20 protein-coding genes are annotated in these 20,173 nt (G+C 69.8%); 9 read left to right on the top strand and 11 right to left on the bottom strand.

What is annotated here, in order from left to right:
- Positions 1-21: 21 nt before the first annotated feature.
- Together L3Q65_RS37750 and L3Q65_RS37745 are read left to right on the top strand one after the other, a co-directional pair.
- Positions 22-990, top strand: a complete 969-nt coding sequence (locus L3Q65_RS37750; RefSeq protein WP_182893775.1) for a prephenate dehydrogenase — start codon at positions 22-24, stop codon at positions 988-990.
- A 65-nt stretch (positions 991-1,055) separates the two neighbouring features.
- On the top strand, positions 1,056-1,295 hold the full coding sequence (locus L3Q65_RS37745; RefSeq protein ID WP_182893774.1) for an antitoxin: 240 nt from the start codon (positions 1,056-1,058) through the stop codon (positions 1,293-1,295).
- Positions 1,296-1,444: 149 nt separating this feature from the next.
- Here L3Q65_RS37745 and L3Q65_RS37740 read toward each other — a convergent pair whose 3' ends face one another.
- Positions 1,445-3,403, bottom strand: coding sequence for an FUSC family protein (locus L3Q65_RS37740; RefSeq protein ID WP_237597796.1), 1,959 nt, complete (start codon positions 3,401-3,403; stop codon positions 1,445-1,447).
- A gap of 74 nt (positions 3,404-3,477) precedes the next feature.
- Here L3Q65_RS37740 and L3Q65_RS37735 point away from each other — a divergent pair, with 74 nt between their 5' ends.
- Together L3Q65_RS37735 and L3Q65_RS37730 are read left to right on the top strand one after the other, a co-directional pair.
- Positions 3,478-3,924, top strand: coding sequence for an SRPBCC family protein (locus L3Q65_RS37735; protein WP_182893772.1), 447 nt, complete (start codon positions 3,478-3,480; stop codon positions 3,922-3,924).
- Positions 3,925-4,008: 84 nt separating this feature from the next.
- Positions 4,009-4,767 carry a polysaccharide deacetylase family protein gene (locus L3Q65_RS37730; protein ID WP_182893771.1) on the top strand — a complete coding sequence of 253 codons (759 nt, stop codon included), beginning with the start codon at positions 4,009-4,011 and terminating at the stop codon, positions 4,765-4,767.
- 74 nt (positions 4,768-4,841) lie between these two features.
- Here the strand turns inward: L3Q65_RS37730 and L3Q65_RS37725 are convergent, their stop codons facing one another.
- The 6 genes from L3Q65_RS37725 to L3Q65_RS37700 all read right to left on the bottom strand — a co-directional run bounded on the left by L3Q65_RS37725 (position 4,842) and on the right by L3Q65_RS37700 (position 12,203).
- Positions 4,842-7,430: a CHAT domain-containing protein gene (locus L3Q65_RS37725; RefSeq protein WP_237597795.1), complete on the bottom strand. Its 2,589-nt coding sequence runs from the start codon at positions 7,428-7,430 to the stop codon at positions 4,842-4,844.
- Between the two features lie 53 nt (positions 7,431-7,483).
- Positions 7,484-7,969 carry a carboxypeptidase regulatory-like domain-containing protein gene (locus tag L3Q65_RS37720; RefSeq protein WP_182893769.1) on the bottom strand — a complete coding sequence of 162 codons (486 nt, stop codon included), beginning with the start codon at positions 7,967-7,969 and terminating at the stop codon, positions 7,484-7,486.
- The gene (locus tag L3Q65_RS37715) at positions 7,966-8,571 is read right to left on the bottom strand and encodes an RNA polymerase sigma factor (RefSeq protein WP_009071544.1); all 606 of its coding nucleotides are present in this window, start codon (positions 8,569-8,571) and stop codon (positions 7,966-7,968) included. Before L3Q65_RS37715 ends, L3Q65_RS37720 begins: the two co-directional genes overlap by 4 nt.
- A 1,552-nt stretch (positions 8,572-10,123) precedes the next feature.
- Positions 10,124-10,264: a hypothetical protein gene (locus L3Q65_RS37710; RefSeq protein ID WP_158242475.1), complete on the bottom strand. Its 141-nt coding sequence runs from the start codon at positions 10,262-10,264 to the stop codon at positions 10,124-10,126.
- A 100-nt stretch (positions 10,265-10,364) separates the two neighbouring features.
- Positions 10,365-11,114, bottom strand: coding sequence for an SGNH/GDSL hydrolase family protein (locus tag L3Q65_RS37705; protein WP_182893768.1), 750 nt, complete (start codon positions 11,112-11,114; stop codon positions 10,365-10,367).
- Between the two features lie 459 nt (positions 11,115-11,573).
- Positions 11,574-12,203, bottom strand: a complete 630-nt coding sequence (locus L3Q65_RS37700) for an NAD(P)-dependent oxidoreductase (RefSeq protein WP_182893767.1) — start codon at positions 12,201-12,203, stop codon at positions 11,574-11,576.
- 90 nt (positions 12,204-12,293) lie between these two features.
- Here L3Q65_RS37700 and L3Q65_RS37695 point away from each other — a divergent pair, with 90 nt between their 5' ends.
- Complete coding sequence (locus tag L3Q65_RS37695) at positions 12,294-12,857, top strand: TetR/AcrR family transcriptional regulator (protein ID WP_182893766.1); 564 nt, start codon at positions 12,294-12,296, stop codon at positions 12,855-12,857.
- Here L3Q65_RS37695 and L3Q65_RS37690 read toward each other — a convergent pair.
- Positions 12,854-13,339 carry a GbsR/MarR family transcriptional regulator gene (locus L3Q65_RS37690; RefSeq protein WP_182893765.1) on the bottom strand — a complete coding sequence of 162 codons (486 nt, stop codon included), beginning with the start codon at positions 13,337-13,339 and terminating at the stop codon, positions 12,854-12,856. The genes L3Q65_RS37695 and L3Q65_RS37690 overlap by 4 nt on opposite strands.
- A 94-nt stretch (positions 13,340-13,433) precedes the next feature.
- Between L3Q65_RS37690 and L3Q65_RS37685 the strand changes: the two genes are divergently transcribed.
- Together L3Q65_RS37685 and L3Q65_RS37680 are read left to right on the top strand one after the other, a co-directional pair.
- Positions 13,434-14,333, top strand: a complete 900-nt coding sequence (locus L3Q65_RS37685; RefSeq protein WP_182893764.1) for an ABC transporter ATP-binding protein — start codon at positions 13,434-13,436, stop codon at positions 14,331-14,333.
- Positions 14,330-15,925, top strand: coding sequence for an ABC transporter permease (locus L3Q65_RS37680; protein WP_237597794.1), 1,596 nt, complete (start codon positions 14,330-14,332; stop codon positions 15,923-15,925). Before L3Q65_RS37685 ends, L3Q65_RS37680 begins: the two co-directional genes overlap by 4 nt.
- A 2-nt stretch (positions 15,926-15,927) precedes the next feature.
- Here the strand turns inward: L3Q65_RS37680 and L3Q65_RS37675 are convergent, their stop codons facing one another.
- On the bottom strand, positions 15,928-16,269 hold the full coding sequence (locus tag L3Q65_RS37675) for a hypothetical protein (RefSeq protein WP_182893762.1): 342 nt from the start codon (positions 16,267-16,269) through the stop codon (positions 15,928-15,930).
- Between the two features lie 118 nt (positions 16,270-16,387).
- Between L3Q65_RS37675 and L3Q65_RS37670 the strand changes: the two genes are divergently transcribed.
- Complete coding sequence (locus L3Q65_RS37670) at positions 16,388-17,650, top strand: MFS transporter (protein ID WP_237597793.1); 1,263 nt, start codon at positions 16,388-16,390, stop codon at positions 17,648-17,650.
- Here the strand turns inward: L3Q65_RS37670 and L3Q65_RS37665 are convergent.
- Entirely contained in the window at positions 17,600-18,772 is a 1,173-nt protein-coding gene (locus tag L3Q65_RS37665; RefSeq protein ID WP_237597792.1) for an MFS transporter, read from the bottom strand. The genes L3Q65_RS37670 and L3Q65_RS37665 overlap by 51 nt on opposite strands.
- A 111-nt stretch (positions 18,773-18,883) precedes the next feature.
- On the opposite strand from L3Q65_RS37665, the gene L3Q65_RS37660 reads away from it, so the two are divergent.
- Positions 18,884-19,462, top strand: a complete 579-nt coding sequence (locus tag L3Q65_RS37660; protein ID WP_182893759.1) for a helix-turn-helix domain-containing protein — start codon at positions 18,884-18,886, stop codon at positions 19,460-19,462.
- Here the strand turns inward: L3Q65_RS37660 and L3Q65_RS37655 are convergent.
- Complete coding sequence (locus tag L3Q65_RS37655) at positions 19,459-20,004, bottom strand: TetR/AcrR family transcriptional regulator (protein WP_182893758.1); 546 nt, start codon at positions 20,002-20,004, stop codon at positions 19,459-19,461. The genes L3Q65_RS37660 and L3Q65_RS37655 overlap by 4 nt on opposite strands.
- Positions 20,005-20,173 lie beyond the last annotated feature (169 nt).

Genomic DNA, 20,173 nt, shown 5'->3' with positions numbered 1-20,173 from the left:
GCGCACTGGCAGGATGGCCCCGTGCGAGACGTATGCGTAATCGGGCTCGGGCTCATCGGCGGTTCGCTGCTGCGAGCCGCCGCGGCGAGCGGCAGGACGGTCTGGGGAACCACAGTGTCCGAAGTGGACGCTGACGCGGCGAGCCGCGGCGGCTACGACGTCACCACCGACGCCGAAGCCGCCTTGCAGCGAGCCGCGGCCGCGGACGCGATCGTGGTCATCGCGGTGCCGCTGCCCGCGGTGGAGAACCTGCTGCGGCAGGTCGCGCAGCACGCGTCGCACTGCATCCTCACCGACGTGGTCAGCGTGAAGGGCCCGATGCTCGACGCGGTCCGCAGGCGTGCGCCGTACACGCGTTACGTCGGCGGGCACCCGATGGCGGGCACGTCGCACTCCGGCTGGCTCGCAGGCAACGCCATGCTCTTCCGCGACGCGGCGTGGGTCGTCGGCGTCGAAGAGGAAACCGACCTCACAGCGTGGGCCGAGGTCACCCGGCTTGTCCTGGACGTCGGCGCGCACGCCGTGCCGCTGCCCGCGGATTCGCACGACGAAACGGTCGCCCGGATCTCGCACTTGCCGCACCTGTTCGCCGCGATCCTCGCCTCGGTCGGCGCACAGGGCGGCCCGCTCGCGATGTCGCTTGCCGCTGGATCGTTCCGCGACGGCACCCGCGTCGCCGGCTCGTCGCCGGACTTGGTGCGCGCGATGACCGAAGGCAATCGCGACGCCCTGCTCCCGATCGTCGACGACGCACTCGGCCGCCTCGGCGCGGCCCGCGGTTCGCTCGCCTCCACCGGCGGCCTCGCCGCGACCATCAACGCAGGTCACGAGGGCGCGTTGGCGTTGGAAGCGGCCCGCGACGCGGCACTGTCGGGCGTCCGCATCGACCTCACCGCCGCCGACGCCCGCGAAGGACTCGTCGCACTCGGCGAACGCGGCGGCCGGATCACCGGACTGGACGGAGCCGTCGCACTCGGCGAAGTGTCTTGACTTGCCTGGAACGCCTGGTGTGTGACGATTGAAGCCTCTCATTCCCAACCCCGGGGAGGCATTCGATGGGCATCAATTTCGACGAGCTCAAGAACAAGGCGACCGAGGCGCTGCGCGAGAACAGCGGCAAGCTCGAGCAGGGTCTCGAGAAGGCCGCTGAATTCGCGAAGTCCAAGGTCAGCGGGCATGACTCGCAGATCGACGGCGGCGTCGACAAGGCCAAGGACCTGCTCGGCAAGGTCACCGGCAAGAACGAAGAAGGCGGCGAGAAGCCCGAGGGCGGCCAGCCCGGCGGACAGCAGTAAACCCTCCGCCTCCAGGGTGGGCCAAGGTGCGCCCCAAAGTGGCATTGCGTGCATCCCACGCACCCAATGTGGCATTCGGTGCGTCCAGCGCACCCAATGTGGCATTGGGGCGCTCTCGGCACCGGTGCGCGGCTCAGGTGCTCAGGTGCTCAGGTGCGCCGGTGATAAGGCAGGAACCGGCGCACCAGCCGCAGCGGCGACCGTTCCACCAGGTCCGGGCCGCGTACCGCGTCGAACGTCGAGCCGAGTTGGTCGACCACCCCGGCGAGCCGCGGGTTGTCCGGCATCGGCACCGAATCCGGGTCCCGCTGCTCGCGGACCGCGGAAGCCAGCTCCGCCAACGCGTCTGTGAGCAGTTCGATGTCCGCGGGCGACGGAGCGGGCGCGCCCTCGCCGATGGTCACGCCGACCTCGGTCACCGCGTCGGTCACCCGCTCCAGCCCCGCGATCACCGGCCACCACGCCACCGCCTGCCGTCCCGCGGGCGACGGCTCCACGATCACCTGCTGAAACGCCGTCCGCAGGTCCGCGAGCGCGCGGTACGCCCCGCGCCGGGCCCGCGACCGGGCGAGCCGCGATTCGCTGGTCGAGTTCAGCACCATCGCGGTGCGGACGTACTTGGCGACCGTGTCGAAACTGTCCGCCAGCCGCCCCCCGACGGTCGGTCGTCGCGAACCCGGCCACAGCAGATAGCCGACGACGAGCACGATCACACAGCCGATCACGGTGTCGACCAGCCGTGCCAGCACGACGGTCCAGCTGCCGGTGTTGGCGAGGTCCATCTGCAGGATGATCAGCGGCGTCACGAAGGTGCCGAGCATCCCGTAGTTGCGCACCTTCCCCACCGCGGCCCCGCCGGCGAACACCGCGATCAGCACCACCAGCACCCAGCCGCGCGCGCCGAACGCGAGCACCACCGCGCCGATCCCGACGCCGGCGACCGTGCCCATCCCGCGCAGCACCGCGCGGCCGAACACCGAGCCGAAGTCCGGTTTCAGCACCACGCCGACGGTGAGCGTGATCCAGTACGACCGCTCGAACGGCACCATCAGCGCCACCACTTCGGCCACCGCGACGCATACCGTGAGCCGCAGCGTCGCCAGCCAGGTCAGCGGTCCGGAAAGCCCGCTCGCCCACTCGCGCAGGCGGCGCAGCAGCGAGACTTTCTTGCGGCGCTTGCGATCGTCGAGCTTCCCGATCCGCGCCAGTCCGGCGTAAAGCGCGCTGACGACCGCGTCGGCGTTCTCGTCCGGCAACTCGGGCGCGGGCGGCAGCGGCTGGCTCGCCAGCACTGATGCGGCGACGCGGGTCAGGTAGTCGATCACCTCGTCCGGCGGGCGCTGTCCGGCGTTGACCATCGCGACCGACGCTTCGACCGCAGGCGTCGTCGCGGACAGGCGGTTCAGCAGCCGGCGATACGCCGCGTCTCGCCCGGACAGCCATGAGCGCGCGACCAGCAACCGGTCGTACGCCGTGCTCATCGCGGTGGTCAACTGATGGCGCGCGACCCGCGAAGTCGGTTCGTCCTCGGCCGACAGCATCGCCGCGAGTTCGATGTAGACCTGTGCGACGGCGGTGCGTTCGGGGCTCGTGGCGCGGAGCGTCCAGGTGCCGAGCGCGACCAGCAAGCCCCAGCCAGCCCCCGTGCAGAAGTAGCCGAAGAGCACTTCGGTGCGTACGCCGGTCGCGTGCTGCGCGGTGCCGAGCACGCAGAAGACGAACATCTGCAGCCCGGCCACCGAAGCGTTGCTGCCCGCGGCGCTGATGAGCGCGGAAATCGCCGCTATGACCACGATCGCCGGGATCGACCAGGCGGGCATACCGCCGGTCAGCAGCCCGACGAGGTAGCCCATCCCGGCCGCGAACGTCGCGCCGCCCAGCCGGCGTGCGCGGTAGCGGTAGGCCCCGGCGGCTTCGGACAGCACGGTCGGCAGCGCGCCGGTGGAGATCAGCGCGCCCACCGCGATGTCGCCCGCCGCGTAGGCGACCGCCAGCGGAGTAGCCAACGCGACCACCGCGCGAGCGACCATGTTCCACGGAATGGGAACCGGTTTGGAACGCAGAAGCTGCGTCAGCCAGTGCGGCGCGGCGAAGTCGGGGCGGCTCACCGCACCATCTTGACCTACCGGGGCCGTCCGGGATTGATTTGTCGCTCGGCCAACAACGTGTTCGAGGAGGTTTCATGCCGGATCGCAGGTACTCGTTCGAGGTGAACAAGGTGAGCAGCGCGCCGCCTCCGGTGCTGTTCCGGCTGGAAAGCGACGGGACTCAGTGGTCGACGTGGGCGCGACCGCTCGTGTGGCAGTCCCGCTGGGCGGCGCTCGGCGACGACGGGCGGGTCGGCGCTGTCCGGGAAGTCGGATTGTGGCCGGTTCGGATCCGCGAACGGACTCTCGAATACGTACCGGATCGGCGGCACGTCTACACATTCGACGGTTTCAGCCCCGTCCACGACTATCGTGCGGAGGTGGCGTTCACCCCGAACGCCGACGGCGGCACGGACCTCAGGTGGTCGGGTTCGTTCGCCGAACGCATCCCCGGAACGGGTCCGGCAGCCCTCGCAGCGTTGCGCGGCGTGATCGGATTTTTGGCCACCCAGCTGGCCAAAGCGGGCAATCATGCTGCCTGACCGGGTGCGCTGCACCACAACGATCAACTAATGCCGGAGCACAGACGTCATCCCCTCGGGTGACCCCGAGGGAAAGGAAGCGGCATGGCGAAACGGTGGCTGGCGGCGGCATTGGCCGGTTTGCTGGTGCTGTCGGCGTGCTCCAGCCCGGACTCGAGTCAACCCCCGGAACAGGCGAACCCCGCGCCGGGCGCGCAGAAACCGGGTCCGCCGCCCGGGCCGTACCCGTTCGGCACCGTGCAGCAGAAGGTCGCGCCGATCCAGGACGGCAAGGTCCCCGTGGTCCGCCGCATCCAGACCGACAAACCGTACGTCTTCATCACGATGGACGACGGCGCGGTGAAGGACCCGTCGGCGCAGAGCCTGATCCAGCAGTCCGGCGGGCATCCGGTGCTGTTCCTGAACAACCGGTACGTGAAGGGCCACGAGGCGTACTTCAAGGCCATCCTCGACTCGACCGGCGCGGTGCTCGGCGACCACACCGTCAACCACCCGAACCTCAAGGGCAAACCGCTGGACTTCCAGAAAAAGGAAATCTGCGACGACGCCGACGACTTCCAGGCCTCGCTCGGCATCCGGCCCACGCTGTTCCGCCCGCCGTTCGGCAACTTCGACCAGAACACGCTGAAGGCCGCCGCGGAGTGCGGGATGCGCGCTTCGGTGCTGTGGACCGCCTCGGTCAACGACGGTGTCGTCCAGTTCCAGACCGGCGACAAGCTCCGTCCCGGCGACATCGTGCTGATGCACTTCCGCAAGACGTTCAAGGAAGACTACGAAGCGTTTATCGCCCAGGCCAAGAAGGACGGCCTGACGCCGGTTCCGCTGGCCGACTTCCTCGGCTGAGCCTCGTGAGTGTTTATGCCGGTTCTAACCGGCATAAACACTCACGACGTCGCTGCTTCGCCAGCCCCGCGCGCTCAGCCGGCCCCGAGGCACACGAACGGCCGCCGCATCGGGTCCACCGCCACCGCCTCAGCCAGTGCCAACGCCGGCGAGGTCCCCTCGGCGAGCCGCCGGTGCAGATCCGCCATCGTGTCCGCCGCCGCCCGGTCGCCGACGCGCGCCACCGCGCCGATGACCGTCTTCGAACCGCTCGCCAGCAGCGTTCCGGCGAAGCCCAGCGCTTCCTCGCCCGGCCGGATGTGGCTCATCGCCAGCTCGCACGCGGCCAGCACCACCCGCTCCGGCGGGTTCGCGAGCCGGGTCGTCTCGTGCGCGAACAGCGGGCCGTCCACCAGTTCGACGCGGGAGAACAGCGCGTTCGCCGGCTCGTGCGCGCCGTGCGCGACCAGGTGCGCCAAGCGGGTGCCGTCCAACGCGGTCAGGACCGTCGCGCTCGTCGCGGCTTCGCCCTCGACCAGTTGCGCGTCCGGGTACACCGAGCGCAGCTTGCTCACCTCGCCGACCGCACCCGGCACGCCAGGACCGCCCGCGAGCAGCACCGGACCGTCCTCCGCCGGGCGCTTCGCGGTGATCCACGCGGTCGCCGACGGCGCGATCGACACCGGGTGCCCGCGCAGCGACGGCAACGCGCCCCACGGCATCGCGTACAGCTGGCCGATCGGGATGATCACGAGCTCGCGGTCGTCGAGCGTTTTGACCAGCGACGCGGAAATCAGCGCGTCGAGCTTCTCCGCCCGGCGGCGCGCGGACGCGGACACCGTCTCGGCCAGCATCGGCGGCAGATGGTCCGGCGCGAGCGCGTCGAGGTCGGCGTGCAGCTGGGTCGCGGTCTCCACGATGTCGTCGAGCGGACCCAATTTGAGCAGCCGGAACGTCCCGCGGTCGACGACCACCGAGTACAGCTGATTGTTGTAGGGCACCAAACTCACCAGCACGCGATCGCCGAGCGCGGCGACGACCTCGTCCGGTGTCGCGACCGGCCGCGGACGGCCCCACTGGCTCGTGTACCAGCCGAGCCTGCTCGCCTCGCGCTGCAGTTCGGTGTACCGCTGCTCCAGCGCCTTCACCGGCTCGCCCTCCAGCCGGGCGCGCTGGATGGTGCGCTGGATGTGCCGCATTTCGTTGATGTGCTTGGCCAGCACCGGATCCTCGATCACCGGCAGCGGTTCGTACCGGTAGACCTGTGCCCGGGTGCGTTCGAGCCAGGCGAACATCCGCCGCGCGCCCGCCGCGTTCCGCCGCGCGCGCCGCAGCACGAGGCGCATCGCCAGCCTGCCGAGTTCCTCGCCGTGCACGGCCGTGCCGCACAGCAGGTCGAGCCCGCCCATCCGGTCGCGGATCGTGCCGAGTTCACGCAGTCCGGCGCGAGCCTGCGCGAGCGCCGCGCGCGGCCGGTCTTCGGCCACGGCCAGCTCCGCCCGGCAGAGCCGGAAGAGCATCCGATGGTCGACCGGCGACGTCGCACGCGGAGCGGGCACGTGCGTGAGAACGAGCGAGGCTTCGGCGATTTCCTTGCGGCGGATCAGCAATCGCACCGCGAAGAGCCGCGCGACCGCCGCCTCGTCACGCAGTCCGAGCGCCGCCAGCCGTTCGGCGATCGAGACGAGTTCGGCAGGCAATCGCGAGGTAGAGCGCCCCTTGCGGTCCGACAAGACCTGCTGCGCTTCCGCCCGGAACCGGGCCAGACCGGCGATCTCGGCCCACGTTCGATTGCCGCGACGGAGAAATCGGCGCCGCGCGTCCGACGCGGACTTTCGCGCCAACGCGAAATCGCCCTCCAGCAACGCGGCCGCGGCCCGGGCCACCTCGGCTTCCGCGATGTGCTGGCCGGATCCGTTGGCGCGCAACTCCGGCAGCGCCTCGTCGAGATGCCTGCCCGCCTCGTCGGCGAGGCCCGCGGTGAGCAGCGCGCGGGCCTGGTCGAGCCGGATCAACGGGATCGAACCGGGGGATTCGGTGACGAGGATCCGCGCGGCTTGTTCGTAGCTGGACAGGGCTTGCGGGACGTCGCCGATGAGCTGCGCGTGGTCGCCGAGGTTTTGCCGGATCTTGCCTTCGAGCAAGGTATGCCCGTTTTCGCGGGCGAAGTCGAGCGCCCGCTCGAGGTCGGCTCGCGCAGCGTCCGGCTGGTTCAGCGCCATGTGCACGAGCGCGCGGTTCAGGAGCATGACGACCAGCGTCCGGCGGCCGTCGTCGAACTCGGCCTCGATGCCGGGGATGACGGCGTCGTACACCGAAAGCGATTCGCTGAACCGGCCGCCGCGCATCAGCACCACCGCGCGCTGGCCGGTGACCAGCAAGCCCAGTTCGCGGGCGACCTTGCTCTCCGGAAGCTGGTCGCGAAGCTGCCGCGCGGTTTCGAGATGCACGAGACCGGCGTCGGTGGACGCGACCTCGGCTTCGGCCGCGCCGAGGCTCACCAGGACGCGGACCTGCAGTTCCCGGTGTTCGGGCAGCGGTTCGGCGACGCGCGCCAGCCGCGTGAGCGCGCTGCGGAACAACCGCACCGCGATGCCGGGCCGCTGGTCGGACGCGGCGGCCCGGCCGCGCGCGTACAGATCGGACGCCGCCGCGATCGTTCGATCATGGACGGGCGCGGACACGGACTCTATGGGAGCACACCTCCGCCACTCTCCATAACGCCCGTCCGGGTTTCTCAGAGCACGACGGTCGGCGTGACGACGGTGCGGCGGTGCGGGCCGGCGCCGAGGTGCACGAGGATCTGCGTGGTTCCGCAGGGGACGCGTTCGAGCACGAACCGGCCGCCCTCGTCGGTCGCCGTCGCGAACGTGCCGTGATCGGCGACCCGGACCTCCACGTCGTACTCGCCCGCGGGCGCGAGCCAGCCGTCGATCCGGTGCACCTTCCCGATTTTGGTCAGGTTGATCATCACGGTCAGGTCGCTGACGGTGAACGTGATCGTGCCGGTCGCCGTGCTGCGCACGCCCGACAGTTCGTCGAGCCGTTCCCACCGCGCGACCTCGACGTCGAGGTTCTCGAGCTCGAGCGCGAACTGGACCCGCTGCACCAGATCGTCCGGCGGCGGGTCGAGTTCGTCGAGGAACCGGCCGATGTCGGCCAGGATGGCCTCGTCGTCCGGAACCGCGTGGCCGTGTCCCGGCCTGCCGATGTTGTCGCTCACCGGGCACCCCCTTCTCCTGCGAGCAGATCGCGCATCGAGTCGAGGCAGCGGCCCCTGGTGGGCCCGACGCTGCCGCGCGGCATCTGCATAGCCTCGGCCACCGCCCGGTACTCGGCGCGGCCGGCGAGAACGGTCAGCCGCAGCAGCTCCTGGCAGCGTGCGGGCAGCCGGAGGAAGGCGCGCCAGACCCGGCGGTCGCGGTCGGCGCGGACGGCCTCCTCCTCAGGTGCGGGGTGATCGCTTTCCAGCGTCGCGGCGACCTCGTCCGACAGCGGCACCGGCTGGGCGCGCCTGCCATAGGGACGGGTCGCCTCCCGGCGAGTCGTGGTGATCAGCCAGGCGGCGAGCGCGCGGGGATCGCGCAGCTTCGCGAGCTGGCTGAACAGAGCGAGCCACACGGTCTGGACCACATCCTCGGCCACTTGCCGATCGAGCCCGTTGGCGCGCGCGACGTGCCACACGAGCGGTGTCAGCTCGTCGACGAGTTTCGCCATGGCGCGCCGATCGCCGCCCCGCGCCGCTTCCATGCACGCGGCGTGCAGGTCGGCGCCGGTCAAGCCTTCCCAGGGCGGGTCTACCTCGGTGGTGTGCACGTCGGTCACCGTAGCTGCCTCACTCCGGAGGTGGGCCGACCTGGGCGAGCAAGCCTCCGGTCGTGTCGGCACGTCCGGGCCCGTCGCGGGTCGCCTCTCCGGTCGGGTACCGGATCGATCGTGAATGATGCGCGCTCTTTCAGTGGTGTCGATGATGCGGATGGTGTCCAGGGGCACGGTGTGTGCCCCGTGGGTGGGCTCTTGGTTGAGGAGCAAACAACTGGCTCTGGGATACATCAATCTCTGACTTTTTCCGGGTGAGTTTTTTTCACGAGCCGGTCGGGGCGGCCGCTGGTGCGGTCCTCGGTGCGGTTTTCGTGCCTTTCGGTTGCGTGTTTGTGCAGGTCAAGCAGGTTCGGAGCCGCCAGGACGCCGGGACCCGACCGGCTGGGCTCCCCCTCCAGCACGGCCGTGTCCCGGCAGCTCCACCGGACCCGATGAGTCCCCCAACGACCCATCGCGCCCCGCCGGACCGGTTCGGCCGGACGGATCCCTCCCTTGAATCCGCCCGTCCGCACCAGCCCGGAAGCTGATTCGCCTGTCCCGCCGGATCGATCCCTCCCCTGAATCCCCCGGCTGACCTGATCAGGTCAGCTCACGCGCTCGGTCCGGTCAGGCGGATTCCTCCCCGAACCCGCCTGACCGGACCGAGCCGCGAGCCGACCCCCAGCCGGACCAGCCCGCACAACCCGCCGCCCGCGCGAACCCCTCCCCGAGGTCCGTTCGGCCGGATGGGCTTGGCAAGCCAATCCGTCAGTCCGGCTGGACCGGCCCGCGAAGCCGGCCAGCCCGGGCAAATCCCTCCCCGGATCTGTTCCGCCGCGCCAGCCCGCGTGACCCGCCAGTTCCGCGAACCCCTCGCGAGATCCGCTCAGCCGAACAAGCCCTCCCCGGACCTGTCCCGCCGCGCCAGCCCGCAGGCCGATCCGCCACTTCCGCCGGACCGATCCGCCAAGCCCGCCAGCCGAACAAGCCCTCCCCAGGCCTGTCCAGCCACGCCAACCCGCCGGACCAACTCGCGGAACCCGCCAGCCGAACAAGCCCTCCCCGGCCTGTCCCACCGCGCTGATCCGCCGCGCTGATCCGCCAAGTCCCGCCGAACCAGATCGCGAACTCCGCCAGCCGGACAGGCCGCTCCCCGAACCTGTCCTGCCGCGCCAGCCCGCGAGCCGGTTCGCCTGGGGCTGGCCGTTGCCGCTGTCCGGTGGGCTCGGCGGCCGGCCGGGTCCCCTCCGAACCCGTCCGGCCGGGCCGGGTCCCCCAGACCCGAGCCGAGCGGAACCGGACCGGCGGTGTGGCCAGTCCCTGTCGTCACGTGCGTCGGTCGCTTCGCACTGGCCGGCGGCCTGCTCGCCCCCTTGTGCCGAGCAGGTCGCCGGTCGCGTGCGTTCGTGCGGGTGCGCACCGGCCGGCGTGAACTGTTCGTCCGTGCCGGCCGGTGCTTCCCGCCCCCAGGGGAGCCCGCTCCCCTTTCGGGCTCCGCCGGAAGGGATTCCTCCCCGAACCCCTCCGGCTGACGACGTCCGGCAGCCCCCTCGGCTCCCGGGCGCCGCCCGTCTCGCTACTTGGCAGTACCGGTGTCGTCGAGCGGCTCGTGGTTGCCGTCCGGCTGCACTCCCCGGTTCGCCCCAGGCGCGGGGCTCGTCTTGACGGGCGGAACGGTGGTTCCCGGCTGCCGCTCGTCCTTCTGATCCGCAGGCATGTGGCCCTCCCTTTTCCTTGGTTCGCCCCATAGGACGCATCCAGGGTGCGCCTAGATACACGGAGCGCCAAAGATTTTGGGGATTTTGTGAACCTGCCGGTCAGGATGGCCGCGCGACCTCCCCCGGATGCCAACCGTCAGTGACGATCGGTAACCCCTCCGAGAGCGCGGCGGCCCAGGCGCGGTAACCGATGGGGCCAGGGTGAAAACGGTCAGCAGCGAACATTCCCGGACGGAGCAATCCCGGAGCCAACGGGATGTGCGTGACCCCGGGAAGCCGGGTCAGCCCTCGCGCCGCCTGGTCGAGCGCGACCGATCGCGCGCCAAGCAAGTCCCGGAGCGGCCGGGGCAAGGACGGGAAACTCGCCAGCGGAGGCACGCCCGCGAGAACGACCGGGACGTCGCCGGCCCTTCGCCGCACCTCGACGACGATCGCCAGCAGGTCCCGCCGGTACCGCGCGGCAGAGTGCAGTTCCAGGGTGTCGTTCACGCCGAGGACGACGACCACGACGTCCGCCTCCCGGACTCGCGGAACCAACTCGTCGAGGACCACCCGCGCCGACGCGCCGGTGATGCCCAGCGCGTGCCACTGCACTTCCCGGTCCGGGTACGCGCGGGCGAGCCCCAGCGCGAGCTGCCCGGTGAGCGCGTCCATGTGGGTGAGTGCGCCGACGCCGTCCACCGTCGACTCGCCGATGACGGTGAGCCGCAGCGGTCGCCCGGTGCCGAGAGTGCCCTCGATCGGCCCCGTGGCCCCGGGAAGCCGCGGAGTCGTCCGACGCACCCGGACTGCCTGCGCGACGAGCACGGGTGCCATGAGGAAGAGGAGGAACAGCCGAAGAACTGCCATGCCTCCGACAGTAACGAGGGGCTACGACAGATCCGGGGCATCGAGGGGAGTTGTCCACAGGGAATGTGAGTTGTGGACAACCTTGGGGATAGTTGGCGAAAGACCGCTGCCAGCAGCGTGTCTGCAACCGCCGACAGAGCCACTAGTCACGGGCGGCCGGGGCTGCGGGCAGTCCCAGCCCAACCGCCCGGCGTCGCGATCGGCCTCGGCGAGGACGGGTTGTGCGATTCGCCGATGAGTTCGCATTCTCAGGCAATCCCGCCGCAGGCGGCAGAGTCCACGGCTAGGTGGCAGGGTCCGCAGGCGGTCCCGCCGCGGGCGGCAGCCCGCGAGCAATCACGCCACGGGCGGCAAAGCCCGCGGCCAACCCCACCGCACGCGGCAAGGTCCGCAAGCACCGCCGCACGTCCGCACCAGCGGCAACCCAGCCACGGCCGTCTGCAACCGCAGACAGCCCGCTCACTGTGCGATCGACACCGTCTTCCCGATCAGCGCATCGTCCTCGGCCGCGTCCAGCAAGAACCGCGCCACGTTCGCCCGCGGGATCTGGAACCTCCGCCGCACATCCCGGCCCACCTCGCTGCGCACGTGGTCCCGTGCGGGTTTGTCCGTCAGCCTCGTCGGGCGCACGATCGTCCACCGCACGTCCGGGGCCTCGTGCAGGATCGACTCCATCCGCTGCAGGTCGGCGTATCCGTTGCGCAACACCACGCCCAGCAACGGCTTCAGCACCAGCTTCGAGAACAGGCTGTCCCCCTTCGCGGGCAGGCCGGATGCGCTCACCACCACGAAGCGCGTCTGGGAGCCATGCAGGGCGGAGACCACGGAGCGGGTGCCGTCGGAGTTGACCGTCGTCGGCTTGAGGTCCGCGGGGCCGAGGGCCAGTACGACCGCGTCACGGCCGGTCACCGCGTCGGCCAGGCCGGGGTCGGTCAGGGAGTGAACCGCAACGTCCAATCGGGGGTGCGCGGGGACGGTCAATCGCGCGGGGTCGCGGACCACGGCGGTGACATGCCATCCGCGGGCCAGCGCGTCACGCACCGCCAGGCCGCCGATCCGGCCGCTCGCACCCAGGACGGTGATCTTCATGAGAGGCCTCCAAAGAGGGGGTGAGTGTTCACTTACCAGCTAGGGTAAGTGAACACTCACCACACTGAGAAGACCCTCAGGGAGCACAGCATGGGAAGCCGCGAGGAGATCGTCGCCGCGGCGGCGGCGGTCATGCGGGAGCAGGGGTACGCGCACGCCACGACCAAGGCGATCGCGCAAGCCTCGGGGTACTCGGAAGCCTTGCTGTACAAGCACTTTCGCGACAAGACCGCGCTCTTCCTCGCGGTGCTGAAAGAGGAGCTGCCCGACCTTGCCGCCACGGCGGCGAGGCTCACCGAACATCCGGAGAAGGCCGGGCTCGGCGACAATCTCGCCGAGCTGGCCACCACGGCGCTGGCCTTCTACTGCGCGAGCTTCCCGATCTCCGTCTCGATCTTCTCCTCGCGCGAGCTGCTCCGCACCCACCGGGACACCCTCGAAAACGGCCCCGACCTGCCGATCCAGCACGTCGCCGGTTATCTGGCCGCGGAGGTCAAGCTGGGCAGACTGCGCGCCGATCTCGACGTCGAAGCCGCGGCCCGGCTGCTGCTCGGCGCGTGTTTCCAGGAGGCGTTCCTCGCGTCTTTCGAGGAACGCCCGCCCCGGCCAGGCCTTGCCCAACAGCTCGTCGAGACGCTGGAAAAACTCGGCTAGTCGCGATTTTTCCGCAGTTCGTGCCACCGGTCGTACAGGTTGTTGACCTCGACCAGCATGAATGCCAGGAAGTCCCGCATCTCGGCGAGCCGTTTCCCGGCGGGAGTGTCCGGGCCGAGCGCGTCGATGCCCTCGGTGGCCGCGTCGCGCCACATGATCAGGAAACGGTCGCGCTTGAGGAAAGTCGCGTACCAGAGGTCGTCGTAGAGCTGGTAGTGGTCGCGGCGTTCGCCGGGTTCGCGAACCTTCCGCACCAGGCCGACCTGGTCGAGATACCGCACCGCGCCGGAGATCGCAGCCGGGCTCACCGACAGCTGCTCCGCCAGTTCGGCAGCCGTGAGCTGCCCCGAGTCGGTCGTCATCAGCGCCGCGAACACCCGCGCTGACATGCGCTGCATGCCGATCTGAGCCATCACCAGGCCCAGGCTCTCCACGTATCGGCGGACGGCGTCCTCGTCTCTCTTCGTCTCAGGCGTCGTCATCCGTCCATCCTCTCCCACGCGCGCCTGGAAGATCACTCGGTCCAGACGTTTTCTTAACTTCACAACTTCATGAAAAGAGTGTAGCTTCCGAACCATGGGAAACGCCATCGCGATCTCCGGCCTGCACAAAGCATTCGGCCGGGTGAAGGCCCTCGACGGCCTTGATCTTCAGGTTCCCGCGGGGGAAGTACACGGATTCCTCGGCCCGAACGGCGCCGGGAAGTCCACCACGATCCGGGTCCTGCTCGGACTGCTGCGCGCCGACGCCGGCGAAGTCCGACTGCTCGGCGGCGATCCGTGGCGCGACGCGGCGAGCCTGCACCAGCGGCTCGCCTACGTGCCCGGCGACGTCAACCTCTGGCCCAACCTGTCCGGCGGCGAGGTCATCGACCTTCTCGGCAGGCTGCGCGGCGGGCTCGACCAGAAGCGCCGCGAGGAACTCGTCGAGCGCTTCGACCTCGACCCGCGCAAGAAGGGCCGCACGTACTCGAAGGGCAACCGGCAGAAGGTCGCCATCGTCGCCGCACTCGCGTCCACTGTGGACCTGCTGCTGCTCGACGAGCCGACCTCGGGCCTCGACCCGTTGATGGAGGCCACCTTCCAGGAGGTCATCCAGGAAGAACGCGCGCAGGGCCGCACCGTGCTGCTGTCCAGCCACATCCTCGCCGAGGTGGAAGCCTTGTGCGACAAGGTGAGCATCATCCGGAACGGCCGCGCGGTCGAGTCGGGCACGCTCGCCGAACTGCGCCATCTGACCCGCACGTCGATCACCGCGGAGCTGGCCGGACCGCCGAACGGCCTCGCCAAACTCCCCGACGTCCACGACCTCAAGATGGACGGCAACCGCGTCCGCTTCGACGTGGAAACGCGCTCGCTCGAGGACGCACTGCGCCAGCTGACCCAGATCGGCGTGCGCAGCCTGGAGAGCAGGCCGCCGACGCTCGAGGAACTCTTCCTGCGCCACTACGCCGACGAACTCGAGGCCGGGAAATGAGCGGCGCGCTCAACGGCACCGGGCCGCTGATCCGGCTGGCGCTGCGCCGCGACCGGATCATCCTGCCGATCTGGATCGTCCTGCTCAGCCTCATCCCGGTAGCCACGATCAGCAGTTACGACCAGTTCTATCCGACCGCCGCGAGCCGGGCCGGGCTCGTCGCGTCGGCCGCCGCGAACCCGTCGTTCGCGCTGCTCTACGGCCCGGCGTTCAACCTCGGCACGGCGGGCGGGTTCATCGCCTGGCGAATGGGCGGGTTCCTGGCGCTGCTGACCGGCCTGATGGCCGTCTTCACGCTCACCCGGCACACCCGCGCGGAGGAGGACACCGGCCGCGCCGAACTGCTGGCGTCCACTGTGGTCGGTCGATACGCACCGCTCACCGCCGCGCTCGCGGTGACCGGCGGAGCGAGCGTGCTGATCGGGGTGCTGCAAGCGATCACGCTGGCGGCGAAGGTTCCCGCGGCGGGTTCCGTCGCGCTCGGCGCGAGCACCGCGCTCGCCGGGCTGGTTTTCACCGGCGTCGCCGCGGTCGCCGCGCAGCTCGGCGAGTACTCACGGACTGCGAACGGCATCGGCACGGCCGTGCTCGGCGTCGCGTTTCTGTTGCGTGGCGCGGGTGATTCGACCACCGACGCGCATTGGCTGTCGTGGCTGTCGCCGCTCGGCTGGGCGCAGCAGATCCGGCCGTTCGCCGAAGAACGTTGGTGGGTCCTGATTTTGCCCGTCGCGACCACGCTCGTGCTGTTTGTCGTGGCCTACGCGCTGCTGCCGCGTCGCGACGTCGGCGTCGGCCTGCTTCCGCCGCGACTGGGACCCAGCGAAGCCGCACCGTCGCTGCGATCGCCGTTTTCGCTGGCCTGGCGGCTGCAGCGGGGTCCGTTGTTCGGCTGGCTCATCGGACTCGCGGTCGGCGGCGCGTTGTTCGGGACGATCGCGCAGGGCATTTCCGGCCTGGTCGGCGGCACCGAGCAGAGCAGGCAGATCTTCGAGCGGCTCGGCGGTTCGCACGGACTGGTCGGCGCCTTCCTCGCCACGATGGTCAGCCTGTTCGCGATGCTCGCCTCGCTCTACGGCGTGCAGGCGACGCTGCGAATGCGCACGGAGGAAACCTCGATCCGGCTCGAACCGCTGCTGGCCACGCGGGTCGGACGGCTGCGCTGGGCCGCGAGCCACCTCGTGTTCGCGTTCCTCGGCAGCGCGTTGCTCGTGCTCGTCGGAGGCGTGCTGCTCGGGCTGTCGAACGGGCTGCGCAGTGGAGACGTCGGCCGCTCGGTCGGGAACATGGTCGCGGCCGTCGCGGTGCAGGTGCCCGCGGCGTGGGTGATCGTCGCGGTGGCCGCGCTGATCTTCGGCCTGCTGCCGAAACTGGCGACCGCCGCCTGGGGCGTGGCGGCGCTGGCGTTGCTGATCAGCATGTTCGGGCCGGTCGTCAACGCACCGCAGGTGCTGCTGGACGTCTCGCCGTTCCAGCATCCGCCGAAGGTGCCCGGCGCGGTGTTCAGCGCGGTGCCGCTGGTGGTGTTGCTGGCGGTTTCGGCAGTCGTGCTGGCGGTGGGCCTGACCGGCTGGCGGCGGCGCGACGTCGGCTGACGTCAGCGTTCGTCGCGGATGAATCCGCTGGTCGGGCCCAGTGTGGTCGGCGGGGGTGCCGACGGGCTCGACTGAGTCGGGGTGACCGACACCGTGGCCGTGGTCGTGCGCGGCGGCGGGGCCGGAGGTGCGGGCGGGCGATGGGTCACGGTGATCGGCGGCAGAGGGAGGCCGGTCACCGTGACCGTCACCTGCTGCACAGGCGGCGGGGTGGGCGGCGAAGACTCTCCGGCCGGACGCGGAGTGCGACCGGCGACCAGCAGCGCGGCGACCAGCAGCCCGCCCGCCAGCCCGGCGAGACCGGTCACGACGACATAACCCCAGGTGGGAGCGGTGTCCGACATCCGGCACCTCCTCGCCGCACGGTCACTCGGCTACGAGGGTTCGTCGCGTTGATCATAGGCGTCGTTACGCACTGTGCAACTTGATATCTACCGACTCAACTTATATAACACTAACCCTATGAGGGGGATTCTTCGCTCGCCGGACTTCCGGCGGCTTTGGCTCGCCGACGGCCTCAGCCAGGTCGGCAATCGCATCGACTTCCTGGTGATCCCGCTGCTGGCGACCACGACGCTCGCCGCGTCCGTGGCCGAGGTTTCGCTGCTGCGGACGCTGAGCACGCTCCCGTATTTGCTGCTCGGACTGCAGGTGGGCGCGTGGTGCGACCGGATGCGCAACCGGCCGGTGCTGATCACCGCCGACCTCGGCCGCGCGCTGCTCATCGGCTCGGTGCCGCTCGCCGCGGTGTTCGGATCGCTGACGCTGGGCCATCTGTACGTCGTCGTGCTGCTGGCCGGGGTGTTCACCGTCTTCTTCAACGTCGCGCACCAGACCTACCTGCCGAACCTCGTCGAACGCGGCGAACTGCCCGACGCGAACGCCCGGTTGCAGACCAACCTGTCCGTCGCCGCGATCGCCGGGCCGGGGCTCGGCGGGATGATCGTGCAGTTCATCGGCGGCGCGGGCGCGATGGCTGTCGACGCGTTGACTTACCTGTGGTCGGCCGCCTGGCTGCACCGGATTCGCACGCCGGATGTGCGGCCTGAGCCCGCGGAGCGGAACCTTCGCCGCGAGATCGGCGAGGGACTGCGGACGGTTATGCACAATCCGCTCCTGCGGGCGATCGCCCTGCACGGTGCCGCGTCGAGCCTGTTCCAGTCGATGTTCATGGCGGTGTCGATGGTGTTCATGGTCCGCGATCTGCACGTCGCACCGTTCATGATCGGTTTGCTCGGCACGATCTCGCTGTTCGGCGCCTTGCTCGCGAGTGGAGTCGCGCAACGGCTCGGCACTCGTTTCGGTGCTGCCCGGGCGTTGTACTTCGGTGCCGCCGTGTACAGCGTTTCGTTCCTGCTCAACGCTTTCGCGACACAAGGCTGGGGGCTCGCCTGGTGGGTCGCGGGCGGCTTCGGGTCAAGTTTCGGGATCATTGTGCTTGGCGTGTTCGAAACCAGCTTCCGGCAAGCGGTCACCCCGCACGAATTGCTCGGCCGTGTCTCCTCGGTGTCGCAGACGGTCATTTTCGGCATTGCCCCGCTCGGCAGTCTGCTCGGCGGCTTGATCGCGGAACTCACCACAACCCGGGTCACGCTGTACGTATGCGGCATCGGAATCCTTGCCGCGTCGGCGATTCTCATCGCTTCGCCGCTTCGCAAGATGCGAGACCTGCCGCTAGCCGAGGGAACGGTCGAGAACGATCAGGGGGATCGCGAGCGTGGCTAGGACCGCTCCGATGAGGCTGACCCAGCTGAGGGCTTGGGCGAGCACGGCCGCCGCGAGGACGGGAGTAGCGCTGATTCCCAGCTGGAAAGCCGAAACCGTGGTCGCCCCGGCGAGCGTCGGGGCGTCGGCGGCGATGGCGAAGACCCGGCCGTAGATCGCGGGATTCAGTACGAAGGCAGCGATCCCGAGCAGGAACACCGTAGGAAGCATCGCCCACGAACTGCGGATCGCGCCGACCAGGACAACCGAAAGAAGCACGATCGCGACGGCTCCGCCCAGGAGCGCGGCGTGGGGTCGCCGGTCGGAAATACGGCCGCCGATGGACAGGCCCACGAAGGCGCCGATTCCGAAAAGCGCGAGGACCGCGGGAATCCATCCGGTGGGGACGCCGGTGATCTCGGCGAGCATGGCCGAGAGGTAGTTGAACGTGATCATGTACGCCGCGGTCGTCAGGATCGTGATCCCGAAAATGCCCCAAAGCCGGGGTTTGCGGATCGTGGCGAGTTCCCGCGACACACTCGGCCGCGCCGCCGACCGGGTCGTCGCGGGGATCCCGAGCGAGCAGGCGACGGTCCCGGCGAGCGTCAGTGCGACCACGGCCCAGAATCCGCCTCGCCACTGGGTGAAATGGCTGAGCAAGGTGCCTGCCGGTCCGCCGGCGACCATGGCGACGCTCAGGCCGCTGACCACGACCCCGGAAGCGCGGGCGATGCGGTCCGGGGCGACCAGGCTGATCGCGGTCACGGACGCGACGGCGAAGAAGCCGGCGTAGGCGACGCCCGAGACGACCCGGCTCACCAGCAAGACCGGGTAGTTGCCCAGCAGCCCGGCGGCGACGCTGGCGGCGAACACTCCTTGGGTGACCATCAGCGCGGTGCGGCGGGGCCAGCGCAGGCTGAACACGGCGAACGGCGGCCCGCCGATGACGACCCCGAGCGCGAACGCGGTGATGAGAAACCCGGCGGAGGACAGCGAAACCTGGAGATCGTCGGCCACCGCGGGCAGCACGCCCGCCAGAAGGAATTCCGCGCTGCCCATTGCGAACAGGCTGAAGGCGAGCAGGTACACGCCGACGGGCAAGCGCGCGGAACTCCGTGGCTTTTCGACGGTTTCGCTGGTCATCAACGCTTCGCCTCCGTGGTTTTGGGGACCCCTGCGACCAGCATCGGAAGCCGCACGCGAAAGCGGCAAGAAACGTTGCCGTTTCCGGGACGCATTGGTTGACTGCGCCGCATGAGCGACCACCCCACCGTCGACAGCGTGCTCGAGCAGATCGCGCCCCGGCTTCGGCAGGCGCGAGACAAGCAGGGCGTCAGCCTCGCCGACCTCGCGCGGGCCACCGGCATCTCGACCAGCACGTTGTCCCGGCTGGAATCCGGGCAGCGCAAGCCGAGTCTCGAACTGCTGCTGCCGATCACCGCGGCGCTGGGCGTCCCGTTCGACGAGATCGTCGCCGCGCCGCGGATCGTCGACCCGCGCGTGCCCCAGCAGCCCGCCAAGAAGGACGGGCGCGTGCTGATCGCGTTGTCCCGGCACCAGGGGGAAATCCGCGCCTACAAACAGGTCATCCCGGCGCACGACGAAGAGCCTCACCTGCGTACCCACGACGGGCACGAATGGCTCTACGTTCTTCGCGGACGCCTACGCGTTCGCCTGAGCGAGCACGACTTCATCATGGGAAACGGCGAAGCGGCCGAGTTCGACTGTCACATCCCGCACTGGTTCGGCGCCGCGGGCAAGGGCGACGTCGAAATCCTCAGCCTCTTCAGCAAGTCCGGCGAACGCATCCACCTGCGCACCGGTCGCCGCTAGACCTTGCGCAGACCGTCCAGCAGTACGCGCACCAGGTGCCGGCTGTCCGGCGTAAACCGCTCTACCGCGAGCGCGCCGACAATGAGCGCGCGCAGGTCTTCGCCGTCGATGTCTGTGCGTACAGTGCCCGCGGCTTGCGCGCGTTCCAGAAGCGCCGTGAGGTTCACGCGAAACCGCTCCGCCGCTTCGGCCTTGTACGCAGAACCGCTTGTCTCACCGAGCGCTTCGCAGATCGCACGGTTACGCGACGCCTGCTCGATGACGCGCGTGAAGTAGTCGTAGAACGCTTCGCCTGGCGCGTCGGAGTCGATCAGCTCCTGCGCCTCAACGCCGTACTGCTCCAGCCGCTCCACGACGACGGCCTGGAACAGCGCTTCCTTGCTGGGGAAATGACGATAGACAGTGCCCGCGCCGACGCCAGCCAGCCGCGCGATGTCGTCGAGGGGCACCGAGAGCCCGTCGACGGCGAACGCTGCTTCGGCGGCAGCCAGCACACGGGCGCGGTTCCGGCGCGCGTCCGCGCGGAGCGCAGGCTTCTCCACCGGCTATCTCCTCTGATCTCAAAGTGGTGCGGTCGTCCGATTCTTCCTTGGAACGATCTCCGCCGCTTCTGACCGTGTCTCAGATCTCCAGGCCGTCGTTGACAACCGGAGTGACAACTCCGTATCTTCGTAAGCGGGTGCCCCGTTCCGATTATCCCCCTCTCTTCCC

The organism is Amycolatopsis sp. FU40, assembly GCF_021903635.1.
Lineage (GTDB): Bacteria > Actinomycetota > Actinomycetes > Mycobacteriales > Pseudonocardiaceae > Amycolatopsis > Amycolatopsis dendrobii.
The sequence above is the reverse complement of the archived record's forward strand: the minus strand, read 5'-3'. Positions and strand labels throughout refer to the sequence as shown.